Below are 21,535 nucleotides of genomic sequence, written 5' to 3' on the forward strand. Positions count from 1 at the left end.
AGTGTGCCCGACGATGCCTCCCGGGGCGGCGCGACCGGCCCGACGGGTGCGCCCTGCCCGTATGCCGGTCAGCCGAGGAGGTCGTCGAGCGCGCCGTCGAGCGTGGGGTGGGCGAAGGGGAAGCCCGCCTCGCGCAGCACGTCGGAGGTGCTGTGGCGCCCGCCGCCGGACCGGGGCTCGCCGTCGAGCGTCACGGCGTGGATCGCCGCGCACCACTCGAGCCACCGGCGGGGGTCACCGACGACGGACCACACCGTCTCGGGGTCGGCGGCCAGGTGCTGTGAGTGCGTGCGCTGCCACGTCATGACCTCACCGTAGGAGAGGGTCGCCGAGCCGAGCGCTCAGCGGCGGCGCGCCTTGCGACGCCGCTTGTCGTGGCGCTCGATGAGCTTCTCCTGGAGGTCGTCGAGCGGCTCACCGGCCTCGGACTGGTGGTGGCGCACCCACCGGCCGTCGGAGCCGAGGTCCCACCGTGACGTCGTCTCGGCGAACGCGAGGTCGATGAGGTCGGCGAGCTCGTCGACGTGCCCGGGCTCGGTGATGCGCACGAGCGCCTCGACCCGGCGGTCGAGGTTGCGGTGCATCATGTCCGCGCTGCCGATGTAGACCTGGGGGTCGCCGCCGTGGTCGAACCAGAAGACCCGGGAGTGCTCGAGGAAGCGGCCGAGGATCGAGCGGACGCGGATGTGCTCCGAGAGGCCCTCGACGCCGGGGCGCAGGGCACAGATGCCACGCACCCAGATGTCGACGCGCACGCCGGCGATGCTGGCCCGGTAGAGGGCGTCGATGAGGGCCTCGTCGACGATCGAGTTGGCCTTGATGACGATGCGGCCGGCGGGGGCGTCGTCCCGGCGCGACGTGTGCAGGTCGATCTCCTCGTCGATGAGGTCGATGAGGCCGGACCGCACCGAGCGCGGGGCGACGAGGAGGCGCTTGAACTTGCTGCGCGGGGCGAATCCCGAGAGCAGGTTGAAGAGGCGGGAGAGGTCCTCGCCGACCTGCGGGTCGGTGGTGAAGAGGCCGAAGTCCTCGTAGACGCGCGCCGTCTTCGGGTTGTAGTTGCCGGTGCCGATGTGGCAGTAGCGCACGAGGCCCTCGGACTCCTGGCGCACGACGAGGCAGAGCTTGGCGTGGGTCTTGAGCCCGACGACGCCGTAGACGACGTGGACGCCCGCCTCCTCCAGCTTGCGTGCCCAGGAGATGTTGTTGACCTCGTCGAAGCGGGCCTTGATCTCGACGACGGCGAGCACCTGCTTGCCGGCCTCGGCGGCGTCGATGAGGGCGTCGATGATGGGGGAGTCACCCGAGGTGCGGTAGAGCGTCTGCTTGATGGCGAGGACCTTGGGGTCCCCTGCGGCCTGCTCGATGAAGGCCTGCACCGAGGTCGAGAACGAGTTGTACGGGTGCTGGACCAGCACGTCCTTCTGCCGCACCGCGGTGAGCAGGTCGATGGCCTTGGCGCTCTCGGTCGGGGCGAAGTCGGGGTGCGTGCGCGGGAAGAACTTCGGGAACTCGAGGTCGCTCCGGTCGACGTCGGCGATGGTGAAGAGACCGCGCAGGTCGAGCGGCGTCGGCAGCCGGTAGATCTCGCGGTCGCTGATCTGCAGCTCGCGGGCCAGCATGTCGAGCACCTTGGGGTCGATGTCCTCCTCGACCTCGAGCCGGATCGGCGGGCCGAAGCGGCGCCGGGTCAGCTCCTTCTCCAGCGCGGTGAGCAGGTTCTCGGCGTCGTCCTCCTCGACCTCGAGGTCCTCGTTGCGGGTGACGCGGAAGGAGAAGTGCTCCTGCACGAGCATGCCGGGGAAGAGCTGGTCCAGGTGGCTCGCGATGACGTCCTCGAGGGGGACGAAGCGCTTGCGCTCGACCTCGGCGTCGACGTCCTCCTCGACGAGGATGAAGCGGGGGAGGCTCGGCGGCACCTTGACGCGGGCGAAGTGCTCGGTGCCCGTCTTGGGGTTCTGCAGGAGCACGGCGAGGTTGAGCGACAGCCCGGAGATGTAGGGGAACGGGTGCGCCGGGTCGACGGCGAGTGGCGTGAGCACCGGGAAGACGCGGTCGGCGAAGAAGAAGTGGAGCGGCTCGCGGTCGTCCTCGTCGAGGTCGCCCCAGCGCACCACGGTGATGCCCTCGTCCTCGAGCGCCGGGCGCACGTCGTGCTGGAAGACACCGGCGTGCTGCTGCATCAGCTCGTGCGCGAGGCGGGCGACCCGCTCGATCAGCTCGCGCGGCTCGAGCCCGGCCGCGGTGCGCACCGCGAGCCCGGTCGCGATGCGCCGCTTGAGGCCGGCGACGCGCACCATGAAGTACTCGTCGAGGTTGTTGGCGAAGATCGCGAGGAAGCGGGTGCGCTCGAGGAGGGGCACGGCCGGGTCCATGGCGAGCTGGAGCACCCGCTCGTTGAACTGCAGCCACGACAGCTCGCGCTCGAGGTAGCGGTCGGCCGGCAGGTCGTCCTCGTCGTCGCCCTGTCCCCCGGCGCCGACGAACCGGCCGTTGGGGGCGCGGGCGGGCACGCGCCGGGTGGGCACGGTGCTCGTGAACGAGCTGACCTCCGCCGACTCGCTCCCGGACTCGTTCCCGGAGTCGTCGGCGGACGGGTCACGGGTGTCCGCGACCCGGGAGTCCTGCTCGTCGACGTCGGGGGTGGTGAGGCTGCCGGTGCTCATGCGCCCATCGTGGCACCGAAAGGTGGCCCGAGGGTGAACTCGTCTCAGCCCGGAGCCGTGGCGGAGGCCGCGTCGAGGCTTCCGGCGCGCGCGTACTGCCGGTGCACCTCGACGTCGGTGAAACCGAGGGCGGCGTAGGTGCGCACGGCGGCGACGTTGTCCTCGTCGACGTAGAGCACGACGCGGTCGAGGCCGAGGCTGCGCAGGTGGTCCAGGCCCAGCACCGTGACGGCGCGACCCAGCCCCTGGCCCTGCCGGTCCGACGAGACGGCCACGACGTAGACCTCGCCCACGTCGCCACCCGGAGGGTCGACCTTCGTCCAGTGCGAGGCCGCGAGGACGTCCGGGGCGTCCGCCTCGACGACGAGGATGAGGCCGGCCGGGTCCCACCACGGCTCGGCCGTCCGCTGGTCGAGGTCAGCCCGGCGCAGCGACCCCTGCTCCGGGTGGTGCGCGAAGGCCGCCGCGTTGAGGGCCAGCCACGCGTCCTCGTCACGTCCGGGCTCGAAGGAGCGGACGGCATACCTCCCGTCGAGCGACGCCGTCGGCCAGGCCGGCCCGTCGCGCAGGGAGCGCCCCATGACGTGGAGGGAGCGGACGGCCACGAGGCCGTTGGCGCGGGCGAAGGAGGTCGCCGCGTCGGCGGCCGCACCCGTCGCGTGGCTCCACACGCGGACGCCGTCCGGCAGGCTCGCGAGCAGGGCGCTGCCCACGCCGGTGCGCCGGGCCGCCGGCGCGACGACGAGCTCGGCAGAGGGAGGCCCCTCGCCGGTGCGCGACTGCGCGTAGCCGACGAGCGTGCCCCCGGCGTCGGTCGCGAGCAGGTGGTCCACCCCGTCGTGCTCCCGAGCGCGCACCGACAGCCGGAACTGCTCCGACAGTGCCGGTGAGCCGTCGACGCCGGCGGCGTCTGCGGCCAGGGCGAGGACGGCGTCGGCCTCGTCGGCGGTGAGCGGGTGCTGGGCGTCACGCAGGGCGACGTTCGGGCGCGGCATACGGCGATTCCACCACAGCGTCGCCCGGCGGTCTCCCGCCCGTCGCCGGTCGCGGCTAAGGTCCCGGTCAGGGCTCGGGGGCCCTGCACGCAACTCAAGACGCCGGGCCGGACGCTGCACGGCCCGGGGTCCACGCCGTGCCAGCAGTTCGCCAACACCATCACTCGGCAAGCCCCTCCGGCGACCCCCGGGGCACTAGCCTCCGTGGGTGCCGACGGGCACGCAACCCACACCGCTGAACAAGGGGAGACACATGTCCCGCACCACCCGCCGCCTCACGGGCGTCGCCGTCGCAGGCATCTGCGCCGCGGCCCTCGCGGCACCGGCCCTCGCCGCACCCACCGCGGGGCCCGGCACGAGCACCGCCCCGGGCAAGACCCAGTTCCCGATCCAGATCCTGTCGTTCAACGACTTCCACGGGAACCTCGAGCCCCCGTCGGGCTCGAGCGGCCGCATCCAGACGGGTCCCGCGAGCACCGACACCACCAACGTCGGTGGCGTCGAGTACCTCGCGACACACCTGAAGCAGGCCCGCGTCGGGCACCCCAACACCGTGACCGTCGCCGCCGGTGACATGGTCGGCGCCTCGCCGCTGCTGTCGGCCGCGTTCCACGACGAGCCGACCGTCGAGGCGCTCAACACCCTCGGCCTCGACATCACCGCCGTCGGCAACCACGAGTTCGACGAGGGCTACAAGGAGCTGCAGCGCCTCCAGCACGGCGGCTGCATCGACGACGGCCCCGACGGCCTCAACAACCAGAACTCCTGCGCCGCCGGGACCTTCACCGGGGCGAAGTTCCAGTACCTCGCCGCGAACGTCCTCGAGAAGGCCACCGGCAAGACGATCCTGCCGCCCTACGCCGTCAAGAAGTTCAACGGCGCCAAGGTCGGCTTCATCGGCATGACCCTCAAGGACACCCCGTCGATCGTCACGGCCTCCGGCGTCGCCGGCCTCGAGTTCACCGACGAGGTCAAGACGGCCAACGCGCTCGTCCCCGTGCTCAAGGCGCAGGGCGTCAACGCGATCGTCGTGCTCATCCACCAGGGCGGCAACGTCCCGGCCTCGACGCCCTACGACTTCACCTGCCAGGGCGGCGGCACCCTCTCGGCCAACTCGCCGATCATCCCGATCGCCGAGGGCCTCGACCCGGCCATCGACATGATCATCTCGGGCCACACGCACCAGCCCTACGTGTGCAGCCTGCCCGACCCGGCCGGCAAGCCGCGCCTCATCACCTCGGCCTCCTCGTTCGGTCGCCTGTTCAACGAGACCGACGTGACCTACGACCGCCGCACGAGCGACATCGTGCGCCCGACGACGGCCGACTCGCGCAACATGCTCGTGACCCGCACCGTGGCCAAGGACGCCGCCGAGACCGCGCTCATCGCCAAGTACAAGGAGCTCGTCAAGGCCATCGCGACCAAGGTCATCGGCCAGCTCACCGTCCCGCTCGTGAGCCGCACGGCCAACGCCGCCGGTGAGTCGCCCCTCGGTGACCTCATCGCCGACGCCCAGCGCGCCGACGCCTCGGTCATCCCGTCCGGCGGGACCGCGCCGGTCATCTCGTTCATGAACGCCGGGGGCATCCGCGGCGACCTCGTCGCCGACGCCAACGGCAACGTGACGTACGAGGCGGCCTTCACGGTCCAGCCCTTCAACAACTACCTCGTCTCGATGGACCTCACCGGACAGCAGGTCATCGACGTGCTGAACCAGCAGTTCATCAACTCGGCCGGCAACCCGGCGAGGCCGTACGTCCTCGCGACGAGCGCGGGCCTGACCTACACGCACGACAAGGTCACGGTCTCGAACGTCAAGCTCGACGGCGTGGCGATCAACCCGGCGGCGACCTACCGCATCGTGACGAACAACTTCCTGTCCGACGGTGGTGACGGCTTCCCGGCCTTCCGCACCGGCGCCAACAAGTACTTCGGTGGCCTCGACATCGACGCCTTCGCGAACTACCTCACCAAGAAGTCGCCGTACACCCCCGGCGCCCTCGACCGCGTCACGCTCGCCCCGTGACCCGCTGACCCCAGCGGGCAGCGACGAGACGGCCCGGTTCCCCTCGGGGAGCCGGGCCGTCCCACGTCCTGCGGCCGCCCAGCAGGGCCGACCGATGGCGTATGCCGTGTGCCTGATCGAGCGATCGAGCGTCGGTCAGGCGTCGGCGGACTCGGTCGCCGGGGCCTCGGCGCGGTCGGGCACGAGGCGGTAGCCGACGTTCCGGACCGTGCCGATGAGGGTCTCGTGGTCGGGTCCGAGCTTGGCGCGCAGGCGGCGCACGTGCACGTCGACGGTGCGCGTGCCGCCGTAGTAGTCGTAGCCCCAGACCTCCTGGAGCAGCTGGGCGCGCGTGAAGACGCGGCCGGGGTGCTGCGCGAGGTACTTGATGAGCTCGAACTCCTTGTACGTCAGGTCGAGCGGGTGGCCCCGGAACTTCGCGGAGTAGGAGGACTCGTCGATGACGAGCTCGCCGGAGGTGATCGGCAGGTCGAGGTCGGCGTCGTCGTCCTGGCCCTTGGTCATCGCGAGGCGCAGCCGGGCGTCGACCTCGGCCGGACCGGCGGAGTCGAGCAGCACGTCGTCGAGGCCCCACTCGGCCGTGAGACCAGCGAGGCCGCCCTCAGTGAGGACGGCCAGCAGCGGGGTGCCGATCCCGGTGGTGCGCAGCACTCGGCACAGGGAGCGGGCGCTGGCCAGCTCCCGTCGCGCATCGACGATGACGACGTCGCAGTCGGGCGAGTCGACGAGCGCCGTGGCCTCGGCGGGGAGGATGCGCACCGTGTGGCTCAGCAGCCCGAGGGCAGGCAGCACCTCGGCGCTCGGGGCGAGCGCGTTGGTGAGCAGCAGCAGGCGGGCCATCTCATGCAGGATAGGCGAGACTGGTCACCTGCGAACCAGACCGCGTCAAGATGAGACGGAGCGAGATGTCCCCGAGTGCACCCGAGCCGCGCACGTCCCCGATCGCCGGGGCGGCCGTCTCGACGGCCACGGTGCGCTACTGGGCGGCCGCCCGGGCCGCCGCCGGCACGGACAGCGAGACGGTGGCGGGTGCGACGGTGCGCGAGGTCGTCGACGCGGCCGTCGTCGCCCACCCGGATCTCGCGCGGGTGGCCGCCGTGGCGACCTTCCTGCTCGACGGGCGTGCCGTCGGCCGGGACGAGCCGGTGCCCGACGGCGGCACCGTCGAGGTGCTGCCTCCGTTCGCCGGCGGGTGATGCACAATGGCCCCCGTGCCTGAGGACAACCCGGCCCCGCGCCCGCCCGGCCCCGATGCCTCGGGCGCCCCGGGCGCCCCGGGGGCCCTGGACGCCTCCGGCGCCTCGGGCGGGGCTTCGGTGACGGCCGGCTCGCTGAACCTGCCGTTGTCACCGGTGGCCGCGGACCGCGTCCGCTGGTCCAGCGTCGTCGCGACGCTCGTCGCCGCCGTGGCGCTGCTCGTGGCCCAGGACTCCGGCTATGCCGCGACGCTGGGGGTGACCCTCGTGCTCGGCCTCGCGCTGGCCTGGGGGTGGCCGCTGCTCAGCGGCTCCTGGACGCCCGAGGCGACGACCGTCGTGCTCGCCGTCGCGTCCGTCGCCATCGTGCTGAGCGCGCTGCGTGAGGACCTGCTGTGGGTCCCGGCGGCGGTGGCGTTCGGCATCGTCCTGTCGTTCTTCGGCCAGCTCGTGCGGCGCACCGGCCGCGAGGGGCTCGTCCTGACCCTGCTCTCCTCGTTCGGCGGGCTCGTCGTCATCGCATCGGGCACGACGGCGGTCGTCGCCGCCGACACCGACCGGGGTCAGGCCGTCGCCGTGGTGGCGATGGCCGCGGTCGGGGCCGCCGTCGTCACCGACCTGCTCGCCGGGGTCCGGGCCGCGGTGCCCGTGCTCGGCTTCGTGGCGCTCGCCGTGGCCGTGCTCGCAGCGGTCGTCGCGGCGTCACGCTTCGCCGGGGTCGGCACGCTCGAGGCGCTCGGCATCGGAGCCGCGGCCGGCACGGTGTCGTGGTCCTTCCGCCGCGTCCTCGCCCTCCAGCCGGCGATGCTGACCGTCCGCGGGCAGGTCGGTGCGGGGGTCGGCTCGGTGCTCGTGGTCGGTGCGGTCGTCCACCTCTTCGCCGTCCTCGCCTGACCCCAGCCCCCTCGACCGTCGAGAGGCCGCTGTGCCGGTGCGGCACCGTCGAGTGGCCCCACCGTGCGGCTCAGTAGACGAGCGCCTGGGCGCCGGCGGTCATGACCTCCTCGACGAAGACGGCCGCGCCCTTGACGACCGCGCCCGCGACGAGCTGGTCCTCGGTCAGGTCGCGCCGAGCGGCGCACTGGCTGCACACCGTGACCCGGCCACCCGCGAGCACCGCGTCACGCAGGTCGACGAGCGGCGCGGCATACGGCAGCTCGAACTCCTCGGCCCGCCCCGGCACGGCCATCCACGTCGACTCGCCGGTCAGCCAGAGCGACACCTCGACGCCGCTCGCGACGGCCGTCGCGGCGACGGTGAAGGCCTGCGAGAGACGTTCGGGAGCCTCGGTGCCGGCGGTGACCTTGACGACGAGCGAGCGTGCGGGGGAGTCCATGGGATCAGGCTACGATCGGGCGCATGTTCAACCTCGACCAGGACATCCCGGAGCCGCTGCGACCCCTCGCGTGGCTCATCGGCCGCTGGGAGGGCGCCGGCGTCGTGGGCTACCCCACGATCGAGTCGGCGCACTTCGGCCAGGAGGTCGAGGTGACCCACGACGGTCGAGGCTTCCTCAAGTGGGAGAGCAAGGCGTGGATCCTCGACTCCGAGAACGGCGCCAAGGTGCGTCCGGCCGCGGTCGAGTCCGGCTTCTGGCGCCCCCTCGAGAACGGTGAGGTCGAGCTGCTGCTCGCGCACCCGACCGGCATCCTCGAGCTGTACTACGGCACGATGGAGCCGGCCAAGATCCAGCTCAAGACCGACGGCGTCCTGCGCGCCCCCGGTGCCAAGGAGTACAACGCCGCCACGCGCATGTACGGCCTCGTCGAGTCCAACCTGCTCTGGGTCATGGACATGGCGGCCGTCGGCCAGGAGCTCCAGAGCCACGTGTCGGCCACCCTCAAGCGCGTCGAGTGACCCACCCCGTGACCTCGGAATGAGGCGTATGCCGTGAGCGTTCCACCCAGCATGAGCGACGTGGAGCTGCCCACCCGACCGGTGACGACGAGCCCGCTGCTGTCGCGGCCGGGGGCCGTGGCCGGCGAGGGTCTCGAGTCCGGCGTCGCGCTTCACTACGGCGACCCGATGCGCGAGCAGCGCCTGCTCGAGGAGGGCCTGGCCGTCGTCGACCTGTCGAACCGCGACGTCGTCACGGTCACCGGCGTCGACCGGCTCACCTGGCTCCACTCCCTGACCACCCAGCACCTCCTCGGCCTCGAGCCGCACCAGTCGCGCGAGGCCCTGGTCCTGACGCCCAAGGGCCACGTCGAGCACTCGCTCCACCTCGTCGACGACGGTGCGACGACGTGGATCACGACCGAGCCGGGTGCGGGGCAGGCGCTGGCCGACTGGCTCGACAGGATGCGCTTCATGCTCCGGGTCGAGGTCGCCCTCGTCACCGACGACTGGGCCGTGCTCGGTGAGCCGCACGCCAGCGAGTCCGTCGACGGCGAGCCGCTCGCGTGGCGCGACCCGTGGCCCGACCTCGTCGGCGACACCACGGCATACGGCCCCGTCGAGGACCATCCGGGCACCGAGCGCGCCTGGCGTGAGGTCATCGTGCCCCGCGCCGATCTCGTTGCGGCGGTGGCGGATCGGCCGCTCGCCGGCCTCTGGGCCGCCGAGGCGCTGCGCATTGCAGCGTGGCGTCCCCGACTCGGCCTCGAGACCGACCACCGCACGATCGTCCACGAGGTCGACTGGCTCCGCACGGCCGTGCACCTCCACAAGGGGTGCTACCGCGGGCAGGAGACGGTGGCGCGCGTCCACAACCTCGGCCGCCCACCGCGCCGTCTCGTCTTCCTCCACCTCGACGGGTCCGGGCACGTCCTGCCGGCCCAGGGGAGCGAGGTCCGCCTGGGCGACCGCGTCGTCGGCCGCGTGACCTCCGTCGGACGCCACCACGTCGACGGGCCCATCGCCCTCGCGGTCATCAAGCGCAACACCGACCCGGAGGCCGAGCTGCTCGTCGACGACCTCTCCGCGGCACAGACGACCGTCGTCGCTCCCTGACGTGAGGCGGCCGCCTGCGCTGGCAGGATGAGCCGCATGAGCACCGCACGCAGCGCCGCGAGCACGCTGATCACCGTCGCCCCCACGGGCGCCGAGAGCGCCAAGGCCGACGTGCCGGCGCTCCCGACGACCCCCGAGGAGCTGGTCGAGACCGCCGTCGCCTGCGAGCGCGCGGGCGCGGCCCTGATCCACATCCACGTCCGCGACCGGCAGCACCAGCCGACGCTCGACCGTGTCCTGCTCAAGGAGGCGGTGGACGGGGTGCGCGAGGCCACCGACCTCGTCGTCCAGCTCTCGACCGGTGGGGCCGTCACCGACCCGCTCGACCAGCGGCTCACGGTCCTCGACGTCGACCCCGACTCGTGCTCGCTCACGTGCGGCACGACGAACTTCGGCGACGGCGTCTTCCTCAACCCCTGGGGGTTCATGGTCGACCTCTACCGCCAGGCGCAGGAGCGCGAGGTCGTGCCGGAGTTCGAGCTGTTCGAGCTCGGTCACGTGCACGCGCTCCGTCGGCTCATCGACGAGTGCGGGCTCCCGTACGGCGGCAAGGTCCACGTCGACTTCGTCACGGGGGTGCCGGGTGCCATGCCGGGCACGCCGCAGGCGCTGCTGGCCGGCGTGGCGATGCTGCCGCCGGAGGTCACGAGCTGGTCGGCGACCGGGATCGGCCGCGCCCACCTGCCGATCGTCGCCGCGGCCCTGTCGACCGGTGGTCACCTGCGCGTCGGCATGGAGGACAACCTCATGTATGCCAGGGGCCGGGCCGTCGTGCACAACAGCGAGCTCGTGGCACGGGCCGCGGAGCTCGCGACCCTGATGCAGCGACCTCCGATGACGACCTCCGAAGCGCGTGAGGCGCTCGCGATCAAGGACCGCCGCACCCGCTGACGCGGCCGCGTCAGCGTGCCGACGTGCCCACTCGACGTCCGACGTCGGGTGCGCACGGTGCACCCTCGGATGGGCCGCGGCGGCAGCGGGGCGCAGGGGTGTGGGGCGTCTCACGCTGTCCAGAGTTTGCATTTTGCTTGCTGTAGTTAGCACAATGGAGGTATGAGCAAGCTTCCGCTACCCGACCTCGGGGCCTACTTGCGCGAACAGCGCGAGAGCGCCCAGCTGTCGCTGCGCCAGCTCGCCGAGATGGCCGGTGTCTCCAACCCCTACCTGTCGCAGATCGAGCGCGGGCTCAAGCGCCCGAGCGCCGAGATCCTGCAGCAGATCGCCAAGGGGCTGCAGGTCTCCGCCGAGTCGCTCTACGTCCGTGCCGGCATCCTCGACGAGCGGGTCACCGATGGTGACCCTGCCGCCGTGCCCGACGTCCTCTCCGCCATCGCCGCCGACCCGGTCCTGACCGACCGTCAGCGCGCGGTGCTCGTCGACATCTACCTGTCCTTCGTCGGCACCGACGAGGCGACACCGTCCCCGGCGGTCGAGCCTCCGCGTGCCCCCCGCGTCACCCCGAAGCCGGCAGCAGCACCCCGCCGGCGCCCGCGCAGCACGACCGCTGACGCGACCCCCGAGCTCAACGAGAAGGAGAACTGAGATGGCACTGACCAAGAAGATCACCAAGGCCGTCAAGGACGCACAGAAGCAGGCCGAGGCCGCCGTCGCCGACGTGCGCGGCCAGCTCGTCCAGGTCGAGGGCCGCATGCCCGAGGTCCAGGTCGACCCGACCCCGTTCTACGCCGTCGTCGGCGCCGCCAACATGGCGATCGACACGGTGCGCACCGCGGGCGAGCAGCTCGAGGTCGCCCGCCGCCAGGCCAAGGGTGCCGACCTGCGCAAGGGCGCCAAGAAGGAGGCGAACCAGCTGCAGAAGGACCTCCAGAAGCGCATCGTCGACCTCCAGAGCCGCACCGCCGAGCTCCAGAAGCTCGCGACGACGTATGCCGAGCGCTTCGTCACGCAGGCGCAGGACCTCCCGGCCCGCGTCCTCAACGAAGGCCTCGTCATCGCGAGCAACGCCAAGGACCAGTACGACGCCGCGGCTGCCCGTGGCGAGAAGGTCGTCACCGACCTGCGCGCCCAGGGCGAGCGCACCGCCATCGACCTCAGCGAGCGGGGCACCGCCACCGTGACCCGTGGCCGTCGCGTCGCCGAGACCGCCGTCAGCGAGGGTGAGAAGGTCGCCAAGAGCCTCAAGGACGTCGTCGCCAAGGACGCCTCGAAGATCGGCTCGCAGGTCGAGGCCTCCGTCGAGGCCGTCGAGTCCGCCGCCGCCCCGGTGCCGGCCAAGCGCACGGCCGCCCACCAGCGCGCCATCCGCAAGTCCGCTGCGCAGAAGGCTGCCGCCACGCGCAAGGACAACGCGGTCGAGGCGACGACGACCCGCAAGGTCGCGGCCCGCAGCTCGGCCACGACGGACGACGCCAACGCCACGGTGGCCCGCAAGGTCGCCCCGGCCAAGCGCGCCGCCAAGAAGACGGTGAAGAAGGCTGCCGCCAAGACCACCGCCGCCACCAAGAGCGCGTCCTCGACCGCCAAGACGGCCGCGAAGAAGTCCGCTCCGTCCACGTCGACGACCACGTCCACGACCACGTCGACGACCCCGGCCAAGAGCGCCTCGGACACGACCTCCAGCTGACCCGTCGTCAGCTCCACCGGTCGGCAGGGCCGCCACCCCACCCGGGGTGGCGGCCCTGCTGCGTGCCTCCGGCATACTGCGGGGCGTGACCGATGACCTGGCTGCCACGCCCGTCCCCGCCTCCGCCAGTGCGGCCCTCACCGACGCCCCGATCGTCGCGCACGTGGTGCGTGCCGGCTTCGTCGAGTCGGTGCACCACGGCACTGCCGTCGTCACGGCGCCCGACGGCTCGGTCGAGCTGGAGATCGGCGACGCGAGCGGTGCCGTCTTCCCCCGCAGCTCGAGCAAGCCCCTCCAGGCGCTCGCGATGGTCCGCAACGGCCTGGCCAACGAGGGCCGGCTGCTGTCGCTGGCGTGCGCGAGCCACTCGGGTGAGGACTTCCACGTCGAGGCGGCCCGCGAGATCCTCGCCGGGGCCGGCCTCACCGAGACCGACCTGCAGAACACCCCGGACTACCCCTACGACGAGGCGGCCCGCATCGGCTGGATCGCGAGCGGTCGTCCGAAGCAGTCGATCGTGCAGAACTGCTCGGGCAAGCACGCCTCGATGCTCGCGACGTGCGTGATCAACGGCTGGGACCTCGCGACCTACCGCGACCCGAGCCACCCGCTCCAGGTCGCCATCACCGACACGGTGCGCGAGCTCACCGGCGCCGAGCCGAGCGCCGTCGCCGTCGACGGGTGCGGCGCCCCGATCCACGCCGTGCCGCTGAGCGCCCTCGCCCTCTCCTTCGGCCGCCTCGCCGCCGCCACGGACGGCCCGGAGGCCAGGATCGCCCAGGCCATCCGTGCGTTCCCGGAGTACCTCGGTGGCACCCACCGGGACGTCACCGCGCTGATCCGTGGCGTCGACGGGCTCGTGGCCAAGGACGGCGCCGAGGCCGTGTGTGCCGTGGGGCTGGCCGACGGCCGGGGCGTCGCGGTCAAGGTCGCCGACGGGTCGTCCCGTGCCCGCAGCGTGCTGCTCGCGGCGGTGCTGCGGCGCATCGGTGTCGGCAGCGACGACGTGCTGGGCATGCTCGAGCACCAGCCGGTGCTGGGACACGGGCAGCCCGTCGGCTCGGTCGTCGCCGTCGGGGTCTGAGTCCACCCGTGAGGGCGGTCCTGCAGCGCGTGACGAGCGCCCGCGTCGAGGTCGAGGGTGAGGTCGTCGGCGCCATCGACCGTCCCGGTCTGCTCGCCCTCGTCGGGGTCACCCACGACGACGGTCCGGAGCAGGTCGAGCGGATGGCGCGCAAGATCGCCGAGCTCCGGATCCTGCGCGACGAGCAGAGCCTGACCGATGCCGGGGCTCCAGTCCTCGTCGTCAGCCAGTTCACGCTCTACGCCGACACCCGCAAGGGGCGACGTCCCTCGTGGAGCGCGGCGGCTCCCGGTCCCGTGGCCGAGCCGGTCATCGCCGACCTCGTGGCCGCGATCCGGGCCCGGGGCATCGAGGTCGAGCAGGGCCGGTTCGGCGCGATGATGCAGGTCTCGCTCGTGGGCGACGGTCCCGTCACCCTCGTCGTCGACGCCTGACGACGCGTCGAAGGGCCTTCGCCGCGGCCGGGCGAGCAGGCTGTCCGAGGCGGGTCGCCGGGAGGCCGTTCGCAGGGGTCGGCGGGTTACGCTGGAGCCATGCAGCTCTACGCCGGCTACCAGAGCCTCGTCACCCTCGTCCTCGGGGTGGTGGCCCTCGGCTGCGAGGTCTTCGCCTTCGTCGACGCCCTGCGCCACCCGGAGAACGCCTTCGTCGCGGCCGGCAAGCGCACCAAGCGCTTCTGGCTGCTCATCACCGGGGTGGCCCTGCTCTTCGGGTCGATCTCGGTGTTCGACCCGATCGGGCTGCTGGGACTGGCCGCCTTCCTCGGCGCTGCCGTCTACCTCGCCGACGTGCGCCCGGCGCTGCGGCAGGTGCGGGGGCTCGGGGGCCGTTCCAGCTCCGGCTGGTAGGCCCGTTAGGCTCCGTCTGGCGCACCAGCCCGGCTCTTTGCGGCACACTGGGCCTTCACCGACGATGGGGGAACCCTATGACCGACCAGTACCGCGCCGGCGCCGCCGTGGCGCCTGGCCAGGGCCCGGCGCACTCGCCTGACGACTACGAGGTCAGCGACCGCAACCCGGCCCAGGACATCTTCGTCGCCGAGCGGCCGTGGGGGCAGTTCCAGCAGTTCGTCTCCAACGAGCAGGTCACCGTCAAGATCATCACGGTGCAGCCGGGTCATCGGCTCTCGCTCCAGCGCCACGACCACCGGGGCGAGATGTGGCAGGTCCTCGACGTGCCCATCGACGTCACGGTCGGCGACCGCACGTGGAGCGCCCAGCCCGGCGAGACCGTCTGGGTCCCGCGCAACTCGGTCCACCGCATGGGCAACTCCGGCAGCCGTCCGGGCCGTCTGCTCGAGGTCGGCTTCGGACACTTCGACGAGTCCGACATCGAGCGCCTCGAGGACGACTACGTCCGCTGACCGCGCCCGACCCCACCAGCAGACCCACGCTCCTGTGCCGCCCGCCTCGCCGGGCGGCACCCGTGCGTCCGGGGGAGTCAGCCCTCCCGCGGCGCGACGGCAGCCCAGTCGACGGTGACCTCGCCGAGGCGCCACCGCGCGGGCCCGTCGAGCAGGGGCCAGCGCTCACGCACCTCGGCCACGGTGGCGAGGAAGCGTTGCCGGGCGCCCCAGGACGACTGCGGGGCGTGGCGCGCCCACGCCCGGTCGAGGTCCGCGAGGTACGCGTGGACCGGCTCGCCGGGGACGTTGCGGTGGATCAGGGACTTCGGCAGCCGCTCGGCCACGTCGGAGGGACGCTCGAGCCCGCCCATCCGGAGCGAGAGCGTCAGGCTGACCGGGCCCCGCGCGTCGACCGCGACCCAGGCGGCTCGCCGGCCGATCTCGTCGCACGTCCCGTCGACGAGCAGGCCGTCGGGCGCCAGCCGCTCCTGCACGAGGGCCCACGCCGCCGGCACCTCGTCCTCGGGGTACTGCCGCAGCACGTTGAAGGCCCGGACGACGCTCGGGCGCGCCCCGGAGTCCAGGGGGACCTCGAAGCCGCCGAGCCGGAAGCTCAGGCCGTCGCGCTCGAGCGGCTTGCCGGCGGCGACCCGGGCGGGGTCGATCTCGATGCCGACGACCTGGACGTCGGGGCGCACGCGCCGGAGCCGGTCGTGCAGCTCGACGGCCGTCGTGGGTGATGCGCCGTAGCCGAGGTCGACGATGACGGGGGGCGTGACGCTGCGCCGCAGCCGCCAGGCCTGGGGACCGGCGATCCACCGGTCGCACCGCCGCAGGCGGTTCGGGTTGGTCGTCCCCCGCGTCACCGTGCCGACGGGGCGCTGGCGGGAAGGCACGTCCGCAGGCTACGCGCGCCGCACCGGTTCGAGGTATTCCGCGCCCACCCGGGATCGCGGAATACATCGAATCCGGGGTGTGGTTGAGTCGAGGAGGAGCAGGACCCAGCAAGCGGAGCAGGACGAAGGGATGCCGATGGCGGCGGTCGAGCCGAGACGGGTGGCGATGATCAGCGTCCACACCTCGCCCCTGGAGCAGCCGGGCACCGGCGACGCCGGCGGTCTCAACGTCTACGTCGCCGAGACCGCCAGGGAGCTCGCGGCCCGCGGCATCGAGGTCGACATCTTCACGCGTCGGACCACCGGTGAGACGCCCGTCGAGGCCGACCTCGTCCCCGGTGTGCGGGTGCGTCACGTGACCGCCGGGCCCTACGAGGGGCTCGCCAAGGAGGACCTCCCGGGACAGCTCTGTGCGTTCTCCGCCGGCATCATGCAGGCGGGGCTCTCCGTCCCCGAGGACCACTACGACCTCGTCCACTCCCACTACTGGCTCTCGGGCCAGGTCGGGTGGCTCGCCGCCGACCGGTGGCGCGTGGCCCTCGTGCACACCATGCACACGATGGCCCGCGTCAAGAACCTCCACCTCGCCGATGGCGACCCGCCCGAACCGCGCGGTCGCGAGATCGGTGAGGTCCAGGTCGTCGAGGCCGCCGACCGGCTCATCGCCAACACCGACGACGAGGCGCGCGAGCTCATCGAGCTGTATGCCGCCCCGCCGGCCAAGGTGTCCGTCGTCCCGCCCGGCGTCGACCTCACGACGTTCACGCCCGGCGACCGTCGCGAAGCCCGTCGGGCCCTGGGTCTGCCCGTCGACGGCGAGCTGCTGCTCTTCGTCGGCCGCATCCAGCCCCTCAAGGCGCCGGACGTGCTGCTCCGGGTCGCCGGGGAGCTGCTGCGCCGCGACCCCGCACGTCGGGAGCGCCTGACCGTCGCGGTCCTCGGCGGACCGAGTGGCAGCGGGCTGACCCGCCCGCACGAGCTCGAGGAGCTCGCCCGCGGTCTCGGCATCGACGACGTCGTCCGCTTCGTGCGCCCGGTCGCGCGGCCGGTGCTCGCCCAGTGGTACCGCGCCGCCGACCTCGTGCTCGTGCCGAGCCACTCGGAGTCCTTCGGCCTCGTCGCCATCGAGGCACAGGCCTGCGGCACGCCGGTCGTGGCCGCCCACGTGGGAGGCCTGCCCACCGCGGTCGGAGACGCCGGCGTGCTCGTCGACGGTCACGCCACCCCCGCGTGGGCCGACGCCGTCGAGTCCCTGCTGCGGGACGACCGCAGACGCCTGGCGCTCGGCTCCGCCGCCGTGTCGCACGCGGCCCAGTTCGGCTGGGGTGCGACCACCGACCGGCTGCTCGAGGTCTACCAGCAGGCCATCCGCGAGCGGGCCAACGGCACCAACGAGTCACCCATCGACGAGGGCCAGAGCCTCGTCGGCGTCCCCACGGCGGTGATCCCGTGAGCGCCGCACCGCAGGAGGTCGACGAGGCCGACGGGTCGCCGCGCGCGGCCGCGGAGGCCCGCCTCACGGCATACCTCGACTCCGTCGGTCTCGAGTGGGAGCTCGGCGGGCGCGCGGGGGAGTACGTCGTGACGCTACCCGGCGAGAAGAAGCTCAAGACGGTGGTCTCGGTGCTCGTGCGCGACCGCACCACGAGCATCAGCGCGTTCGTCATCCGCAACCCGGACGAGAACCACGAGGTGTTCTACCGCACCCTGCTGCGCAAGAACCTCCGGCTGCAGGGGGTCGCCTACGCCATCGACACCGACGGAGACGTCTACCTGCGGGGCGAGATCCCCACCGTGGCGGTCGAGGCCGACCACCTCGACCAGGTCTTCGGCATCGTGCTGTCGGCGAGCGACGACGCCTTCAACGAGCTGCTCGCGCTCGGCTTCCTCGGCTCGATGAGGAAGGAGTGGGCCTGGCGCGTGTCGCGCGGCGAGTCCACCCGCAACCTCGACGCGTTCCGACACCTGTTGGACGACGGGTCGGACGCCTGATCGGCCGTCGCTAGGCTGGCGCCATGACCTACACGCTCGTCCTCGTCCGTCATGGCGAAAGCGACTGGAACGCCAAGAACCTCTTCACCGGCTGGGTCGACGTCGACCTCACCGACAAGGGCCGCGCCGAGGGCGTGCGCGCCGGTGAGCAGCTCAAGGCCGCCGGCATCCTGCCCGACATCGTGCACACCTCGCTGCTGCGCCGGGCCATCACGACCGCGAACCTCTCGCTCGACGCGGCGGACCGCCACTGGATCCCGGTCAAGCGCGACTGGCGCCTCAACGAGCGCCACTACGGCGCGCTCCAGGGCAAGGACAAGAAGCAGACGCTCGAGCAGTTCGGGGAGGAGCAGTTCATGCTGTGGCGCCGCTCCTACGACGTGCCGCCGCCGCCCATCGAGGTCGACGACGAGTTCTCGCAGCACGGCGACCCCCGCTACGCCGGGCTCGGACCCGCGATGCCGGCCACCGAGTGCCTCAAGGACGTCGTGACGCGCCTGATGCCCTACTGGGAGAACGACATCCAGACCGACCTCGCCGACGGCCTGACGGTCATGGTCGCCGCGCACGGCAACTCGCTGCGTGCTCTCGTCAAGACCCTCGACGGGATCTCCGACGACGACATCGCCGGCCTCAACATCCCCACCGGCATGCCGCTCGTCTACGAGCTCGACGAGTCGTTCCGTCCGGTGACCCCCGGCGGCCGCTACCTCGACCCGGAGGCTGCGCGCGCCGCGGCCGAGGCCGTGGCCAACCAGGGCCGCTGACCCGCCGCAGCAGACGCGCAGAGGCCACGAACCGGAGACGGTTCGTGGCCTCTCGACGTGCTGGGCGTCAGGCGGGAGCGGTGCCCCGCTCGATCTCGGCGATGACGTCGGCGTCCTCGTCGTCCTCGTGGTCGAAGCTGACGTCGGAGTCGTACTCACCCGTGACGAGGTAGACGACACGACGGGCCACCGAGACGGCGTGGTCGGCGAAGCGCTCGTAGTAGCGGCCGACGAGCGTCAGGTCGAGGATCGAGCTGCGCGACCACGACGTGTTCTCGTCGAGCAGCGCCGCGAAGAGCTCGCGGTGCAGGTCGTCCATCGCGTCGTCGTCCTTCTCGAGCGCGATGGCCGCGGCGACGTCCTTGCTGGCGATGATCGAGCCGCACTTGGCCACGATCGCCTCGGCGACCTGGCCCATCTGCAGGATGTGCGCACGCAGCTCGGGCGGCACGGCCGAGTCGGGCGTGCGCAGGCGCGCGACCTTGGCGACGTGACGGGCGAGGTCGCCCATCCGCTCGAGGTCGGAGCTCATGTGCATCGCCGTGACGACGATGCGCAGGTCGGTCGCGACGGGCTGCTGTCGAGCGAGCAGGTCGATCGACAGCTCGTCGAGCTCGATGCGGATGTCGTCGAGCTTGCGGTCCGCCTCGATGACCGACTCGGCGAGATGCACGTCGGCGTCGAGGAGCGCGGTCGTGGCGCGGGAGATGGCCGACCCCGCGAGCCTCGTCAGCTCGACGAGCTGGTCCGAGATCGTGTCGAGGTCCTCGTGGAACTGGTCGCGCATGGTCTTCCTGTCGGTCGCCGGTCGTGCGTCGTCGTGCCGCCACGACTGGCCGTCGCGGTCACGAGGGCCAGCCTGTCATCCCGGGACGTGTCCGGGACGGCATACGGACGGGGCGGCACGTCCCCGCTGGTGCAGAGGCTCGCAGGGCTGCGTGAATGGGTGGGGACGCTCAGGTGAACACTGGGTACACGCACCGCACGGGCGGTCCGTGCGTGGCGCGAGCGTCCCACGCCGATGCGTACGCTGAGTGTCGTGGACCCGACGACCGCGGCAACGCTCGGTGGCATCGCCGGCCTCGCCCTCGGCGGCCTGGCGATGGTCGCCGTGCGCCTGTCGGACCGCTCGACCGCGGCCGAGGTCCCCTCGCCGCCCGAGCCGCTGCTGCCGCCCGGCGTGGGGGAGGTCATCGCGGTGCTGCGCTCGAGCGGGATCCTCGTCGACTCCTCGGACCGTGTCGTCAACAACTCGCCCGCCGCCGTCGCGCAAGGCCTCGTGCGGGGGCAGGAGCTCGTGCACCCGGAGCTGCTCCACCTCGCCCGTGCGGTGCGCCGCGACGGCATCATCCGCGAGGCCGAGCTCACCCTGCAGAAGGGCATCGGCGACGGGCGCCTCGTCGTGGCCGCCCGGGTCGCACCCCTCGGCGCCGACCACGTGCTCCTCCTCGTCGAGGACCGCTCCAAGGCGGCCCGCGTCGAGGAGATCCGCCGCGACTTCCTCGCCAACGTCAGCCACGAGCTCAAGACCCCGGTGGGCGGCATCTCGCTCCTCGCCGAGGCCGTGCTCGACGCGCACGACGACCCCGAGGCGGTCGCGCGGTTCGCCCGGCGGATCAGCGTCGAGTCCGACCGCCTGACCCGTCTCGTCAAGGAGATCGTCGAGCTCTCGCGCCTGCAGGGGGCCGACGTCATCAAGGACCCCACGCTCATCGACGTAGGAGAGTGCGCGCGCGACGCCACCGAGCGCAGCCGCCTCATCGCCGACGAGCACCGCATCGAGCTCGTCACGGCCATCGACGAGGGCTGCGAGGTGTGGGGCGACGCCGAGCTCGTGACGACCGCGATCAGCAACCTCGTCGGCAACGCCATCGCCTACTCCGACAGCGGCACGCGCGTGGGGGTCATGGTCCGCCGCGGCCGCCCGGGGGTCATCGACGTCTCCGTCACGGACCAGGGGCTCGGCATCGCACCGGACGAGCAGCAGCGCATCTTCGAGCGCTTCTACCGCGTCGACACGGCGCGCTCGCGCGCCACCGGTGGCACGGGGCTCGGGCTCGCGATCGTCAAGCACGTGGCCGACAACCACGGCGGCAACGTGTCGGTGTGGTCCGAGCCCGGACGCGGCTCGACCTTCACGATCGGGCTGCCCGCGGCCAACGCCTCCGGCGCCATCGACGCTGCCGACGCGACGGAGCCCGCCGAGGCGGGCGAGCCGACCACGTATGCCGTCCTGCCGCACGACACGGGCCCGACCTCGTCCGTGAGCGCCTGACCCACCCGAGCCACCCCGCCAGCCCACGCTGCCAGACCCCGAGAGGCCTGTCTTGAGTCGCATTCTCATCGTCGAGGACGAGGTGTCGTTCTCCGACCCCCTGTCCTACCTGCTGAAGAAGGAGGGCTACGACGTCGCCGTGGCCGAGACCGGCCCGGACGGCCTGGCCGAGTTCGACAAGAACGGCGCCGACCTCGTGCTCCTCGACCTCATGCTGCCAGGCCTGTCGGGCGTCGACGTCTGCCGCGCCCTGCGCCAGCGCTCGTCGGTGCCCGTCATCATGCTGACCGCCAAGGACAGCGAGATCGACAAGGTCGTGGGCCTCGAGATCGGCGCCGACGACTACGTCACCAAGCCCTACTCCAGCCGCGAGCTGCTCGCCCGCGTCAAGGCCGTGCTGCGCCGCCTCGCCGAGCCCGAGGACCTGCTGCCCTCGACGCTCGAGTCGGGACCGGTGCGGATGGACGTCGAGCGACACACGGTCAGCGTCGAGGGGCGGTCGGCGTCGCTGCCGCTCAAGGAGTTCGAGCTGCTCGAGATGCTGCTGCGCAACTCCGGCCGGGTGCTGACCCGCATGCAGCTCATCGACCGGGTCTGGGGGAGCGACTACGTCGGCGACACCAAGACGCTCGACGTCCACGTCAAGCGCCTGCGCGCCAAGATCGAGCCCGACCCGGCGAACCCGGTCCACATCGTCACGGTCCGAGGGTTGGGCTACAAGTTCGAGGCGGGCTGAGCGACGCGCGACCGGCGGTCG

Annotated in this window: 24 protein-coding genes; 17 read left to right on the forward strand and 7 right to left on the reverse strand. The window is 72.3% G+C overall.

All coding sequences use genetic code 11. The features are described from left to right. Window positions 1-68 precede the first annotated feature (68 nt). The 3 genes from TAE01_RS08400 to mshD are packed head-to-tail and all read right to left on the reverse strand — an operon-like array spanning window position 69 to window position 3,661. Window positions 69-305 carry an SRPBCC family protein gene (locus TAE01_RS08400; RefSeq protein ID WP_147065374.1) on the reverse strand — a complete coding sequence of 79 codons (237 nt, stop codon included), beginning with the start codon at window positions 303-305 and terminating at the stop codon, window positions 69-71. Window positions 306-341: 36 nt separating this feature from the next. Beyond that, window positions 342-2,666, reverse strand: a complete 2,325-nt coding sequence (locus TAE01_RS08405) for an RNA degradosome polyphosphate kinase (protein ID WP_147065376.1) — start codon at window positions 2,664-2,666, stop codon at window positions 342-344. Between the two features lie 44 nt (window positions 2,667-2,710). Further along, entirely contained in the window at window positions 2,711-3,661 is a 951-nt protein-coding gene (gene mshD, locus TAE01_RS08410) for a mycothiol synthase (RefSeq protein ID WP_147065378.1), read from the reverse strand. A 253-nt stretch (window positions 3,662-3,914) separates the two neighbouring features. Between mshD and TAE01_RS08415 the strand changes: the two genes are divergently transcribed. Then, a complete protein-coding gene (locus tag TAE01_RS08415; RefSeq protein WP_147065380.1) occupies window positions 3,915-5,687 on the forward strand; it encodes a bifunctional metallophosphatase/5'-nucleotidase in 1,773 nt (590 codons plus the stop codon). A 135-nt stretch (window positions 5,688-5,822) separates the two neighbouring features. On the opposite strand, the gene TAE01_RS08420 is transcribed toward TAE01_RS08415, so the two are convergent. After that, window positions 5,823-6,527 carry a response regulator transcription factor gene (locus TAE01_RS08420; RefSeq protein WP_147065383.1) on the reverse strand — a complete coding sequence of 235 codons (705 nt, stop codon included), beginning with the start codon at window positions 6,525-6,527 and terminating at the stop codon, window positions 5,823-5,825. 65 nt (window positions 6,528-6,592) lie between these two features. On the opposite strand from TAE01_RS08420, the gene TAE01_RS08425 reads away from it, so the two are divergent. Together TAE01_RS08425 and TAE01_RS08430 are read left to right on the forward strand one after the other, a co-directional pair. Further along, on the forward strand, window positions 6,593-6,883 hold the full coding sequence (locus TAE01_RS08425; protein ID WP_186815111.1) for a MoaD/ThiS family protein: 291 nt from the start codon (window positions 6,593-6,595) through the stop codon (window positions 6,881-6,883). A 6-nt stretch (window positions 6,884-6,889) separates the two neighbouring features. Next, window positions 6,890-7,777: a hypothetical protein gene (locus TAE01_RS08430; RefSeq protein ID WP_147065385.1), complete on the forward strand. Its 888-nt coding sequence runs from the start codon at window positions 6,890-6,892 to the stop codon at window positions 7,775-7,777. Between the two features lie 70 nt (window positions 7,778-7,847). Here the strand turns inward: TAE01_RS08430 and TAE01_RS08435 are convergent, their stop codons facing one another. Then, on the reverse strand, window positions 7,848-8,219 hold the full coding sequence (locus tag TAE01_RS08435; RefSeq protein ID WP_147065387.1) for a DsrE family protein: 372 nt from the start codon (window positions 8,217-8,219) through the stop codon (window positions 7,848-7,850). A gap of 23 nt (window positions 8,220-8,242) precedes the next feature. Between TAE01_RS08435 and TAE01_RS08440 the strand changes: the two genes are divergently transcribed. From TAE01_RS08440 to TAE01_RS08480, 9 genes are all read left to right on the forward strand, one after another. Then, complete coding sequence (locus TAE01_RS08440; RefSeq protein ID WP_147065389.1) at window positions 8,243-8,740, forward strand: heme-binding beta-barrel domain-containing protein; 498 nt, start codon at window positions 8,243-8,245, stop codon at window positions 8,738-8,740. Window positions 8,741-8,791: 51 nt separating this feature from the next. Further along, complete coding sequence (gene ygfZ / locus TAE01_RS08445) at window positions 8,792-9,835, forward strand: CAF17-like 4Fe-4S cluster assembly/insertion protein YgfZ (RefSeq protein ID WP_147065652.1); 1,044 nt, start codon at window positions 8,792-8,794, stop codon at window positions 9,833-9,835. Between the two features lie 36 nt (window positions 9,836-9,871). Then, the gene (locus TAE01_RS08450) at window positions 9,872-10,726 is read left to right on the forward strand and encodes a beta-keto acid cleavage family enzyme (protein ID WP_147065391.1); all 855 of its coding nucleotides are present in this window, start codon (window positions 9,872-9,874) and stop codon (window positions 10,724-10,726) included. A 162-nt stretch (window positions 10,727-10,888) separates the two neighbouring features. Then, window positions 10,889-11,377 carry a helix-turn-helix domain-containing protein gene (locus TAE01_RS08455; protein WP_147065393.1) on the forward strand — a complete coding sequence of 163 codons (489 nt, stop codon included), beginning with the start codon at window positions 10,889-10,891 and terminating at the stop codon, window positions 11,375-11,377. A gap of 1 nt (window position 11,378) precedes the next feature. Beyond that, entirely contained in the window at window positions 11,379-12,419 is a 1,041-nt protein-coding gene (locus tag TAE01_RS08460; protein ID WP_147065395.1) for a hypothetical protein, read from the forward strand. Window positions 12,420-12,504: 85 nt separating this feature from the next. After that, the gene (locus tag TAE01_RS08465; RefSeq protein ID WP_246111225.1) at window positions 12,505-13,503 is read left to right on the forward strand and encodes an asparaginase; all 999 of its coding nucleotides are present in this window, start codon (window positions 12,505-12,507) and stop codon (window positions 13,501-13,503) included. Between the two features lie 8 nt (window positions 13,504-13,511). Next, on the forward strand, window positions 13,512-13,937 hold the full coding sequence (dtd, locus tag TAE01_RS08470) for a D-aminoacyl-tRNA deacylase (protein WP_147065400.1): 426 nt from the start codon (window positions 13,512-13,514) through the stop codon (window positions 13,935-13,937). A 99-nt stretch (window positions 13,938-14,036) separates the two neighbouring features. Next, window positions 14,037-14,351, forward strand: a complete 315-nt coding sequence (locus tag TAE01_RS08475) for a DUF2516 family protein (RefSeq protein ID WP_147065402.1) — start codon at window positions 14,037-14,039, stop codon at window positions 14,349-14,351. A 77-nt stretch (window positions 14,352-14,428) separates the two neighbouring features. Further along, complete coding sequence (locus TAE01_RS08480) at window positions 14,429-14,866, forward strand: phosphomannose isomerase type II C-terminal cupin domain (protein ID WP_147065404.1); 438 nt, start codon at window positions 14,429-14,431, stop codon at window positions 14,864-14,866. Between the two features lie 77 nt (window positions 14,867-14,943). Here TAE01_RS08480 and TAE01_RS08485 read toward each other — a convergent pair whose 3' ends face one another. Continuing rightward, entirely contained in the window at window positions 14,944-15,744 is an 801-nt protein-coding gene (locus TAE01_RS08485) for a class I SAM-dependent methyltransferase (protein ID WP_147065406.1), read from the reverse strand. A 130-nt stretch (window positions 15,745-15,874) separates the two neighbouring features. On the opposite strand from TAE01_RS08485, the gene mshA reads away from it, so the two are divergent. The 3 genes from mshA to TAE01_RS08500 are packed head-to-tail and all read left to right on the forward strand — an operon-like array spanning window position 15,875 to window position 18,503. Further along, entirely contained in the window at window positions 15,875-17,197 is a 1,323-nt protein-coding gene (mshA, locus tag TAE01_RS08490) for a D-inositol-3-phosphate glycosyltransferase (protein WP_147065408.1), read from the forward strand. Then, the gene (locus TAE01_RS08495; protein WP_147065410.1) at window positions 17,194-17,736 is read left to right on the forward strand and encodes a type III secretion system chaperone family protein; all 543 of its coding nucleotides are present in this window, start codon (window positions 17,194-17,196) and stop codon (window positions 17,734-17,736) included. Before mshA ends, TAE01_RS08495 begins: the two co-directional genes overlap by 4 nt. Before the next feature lie 23 nt (window positions 17,737-17,759). Beyond that, on the forward strand, window positions 17,760-18,503 hold the full coding sequence (locus tag TAE01_RS08500; RefSeq protein ID WP_147065411.1) for a phosphoglyceromutase: 744 nt from the start codon (window positions 17,760-17,762) through the stop codon (window positions 18,501-18,503). A gap of 67 nt (window positions 18,504-18,570) precedes the next feature. Here the strand turns inward: TAE01_RS08500 and phoU are convergent, their stop codons facing one another. Continuing rightward, window positions 18,571-19,290 carry a phosphate signaling complex protein PhoU gene (gene phoU / locus TAE01_RS08505; RefSeq protein ID WP_147065413.1) on the reverse strand — a complete coding sequence of 240 codons (720 nt, stop codon included), beginning with the start codon at window positions 19,288-19,290 and terminating at the stop codon, window positions 18,571-18,573. Window positions 19,291-19,542: 252 nt separating this feature from the next. On the opposite strand from phoU, the gene TAE01_RS08510 reads away from it, so the two are divergent. Next, window positions 19,543-20,778 (forward strand): sensor histidine kinase, encoded by a 1,236-nt coding sequence (locus TAE01_RS08510; RefSeq protein ID WP_246111226.1) that lies wholly within the window; start codon window positions 19,543-19,545, stop codon window positions 20,776-20,778. A gap of 52 nt (window positions 20,779-20,830) precedes the next feature. Then, the gene (locus tag TAE01_RS08515) at window positions 20,831-21,514 is read left to right on the forward strand and encodes a response regulator transcription factor (protein ID WP_147065418.1); all 684 of its coding nucleotides are present in this window, start codon (window positions 20,831-20,833) and stop codon (window positions 21,512-21,514) included. Window positions 21,515-21,535: the final 21 nt, after the last annotated feature.

Origin of the sequence: Terrabacter aerolatus, assembly GCF_007991735.1 — a bacterium.
Taxonomy (GTDB): Bacteria; Actinomycetota; Actinomycetes; order Actinomycetales; family Dermatophilaceae; genus Terrabacter; species Terrabacter aerolatus.

Excerpts from the sequence above, each read along its gene's own strand:
- TAE01_RS08400 (WP_147065374.1), bottom strand. The coding sequence starts at position 305 with ATGACGTGGCAGCGCACGCACTCACAGCACCTGGCCGCCGACCCCGAG.
- TAE01_RS08405 (WP_147065376.1), bottom strand. The coding sequence starts at position 2,666 with ATGAGCACCGGCAGCCTCACCACCCCCGACGTCGACGAGCAGGACTCC.
- mshD (WP_147065378.1), bottom strand. The coding sequence starts at position 3,661 with ATGCCGCGCCCGAACGTCGCCCTGCGTGACGCCCAGCACCCGCTCACC.
- TAE01_RS08415 (WP_147065380.1), top strand. The coding sequence starts at position 3,915 with ATGTCCCGCACCACCCGCCGCCTCACGGGCGTCGCCGTCGCAGGCATC.
- TAE01_RS08420 (WP_147065383.1), bottom strand. The coding sequence starts at position 6,527 with ATGGCCCGCCTGCTGCTGCTCACCAACGCGCTCGCCCCGAGCGCCGAG.
- TAE01_RS08425 (WP_186815111.1), top strand. The coding sequence starts at position 6,593 with ATGTCCCCGAGTGCACCCGAGCCGCGCACGTCCCCGATCGCCGGGGCG.
- TAE01_RS08430 (WP_147065385.1), top strand. The coding sequence starts at position 6,890 with ATGGCCCCCGTGCCTGAGGACAACCCGGCCCCGCGCCCGCCCGGCCCC.
- TAE01_RS08435 (WP_147065387.1), bottom strand. The coding sequence starts at position 8,219 with ATGGACTCCCCCGCACGCTCGCTCGTCGTCAAGGTCACCGCCGGCACC.
- TAE01_RS08440 (WP_147065389.1), top strand. The coding sequence starts at position 8,243 with ATGTTCAACCTCGACCAGGACATCCCGGAGCCGCTGCGACCCCTCGCG.
- ygfZ (WP_147065652.1), top strand. The coding sequence starts at position 8,792 with ATGAGCGACGTGGAGCTGCCCACCCGACCGGTGACGACGAGCCCGCTG.
- TAE01_RS08450 (WP_147065391.1), top strand. The coding sequence starts at position 9,872 with ATGAGCACCGCACGCAGCGCCGCGAGCACGCTGATCACCGTCGCCCCC.
- TAE01_RS08455 (WP_147065393.1), top strand. The coding sequence starts at position 10,889 with ATGAGCAAGCTTCCGCTACCCGACCTCGGGGCCTACTTGCGCGAACAG.
- TAE01_RS08460 (WP_147065395.1), top strand. The coding sequence starts at position 11,379 with ATGGCACTGACCAAGAAGATCACCAAGGCCGTCAAGGACGCACAGAAG.
- TAE01_RS08475 (WP_147065402.1), top strand. The coding sequence starts at position 14,037 with ATGCAGCTCTACGCCGGCTACCAGAGCCTCGTCACCCTCGTCCTCGGG.
- TAE01_RS08480 (WP_147065404.1), top strand. The coding sequence starts at position 14,429 with ATGACCGACCAGTACCGCGCCGGCGCCGCCGTGGCGCCTGGCCAGGGC.
- mshA (WP_147065408.1), top strand. The coding sequence starts at position 15,875 with ATGCCGATGGCGGCGGTCGAGCCGAGACGGGTGGCGATGATCAGCGTC.
- TAE01_RS08500 (WP_147065411.1), top strand. The coding sequence starts at position 17,760 with ATGACCTACACGCTCGTCCTCGTCCGTCATGGCGAAAGCGACTGGAAC.
- phoU (WP_147065413.1), bottom strand. The coding sequence starts at position 19,290 with ATGCGCGACCAGTTCCACGAGGACCTCGACACGATCTCGGACCAGCTC.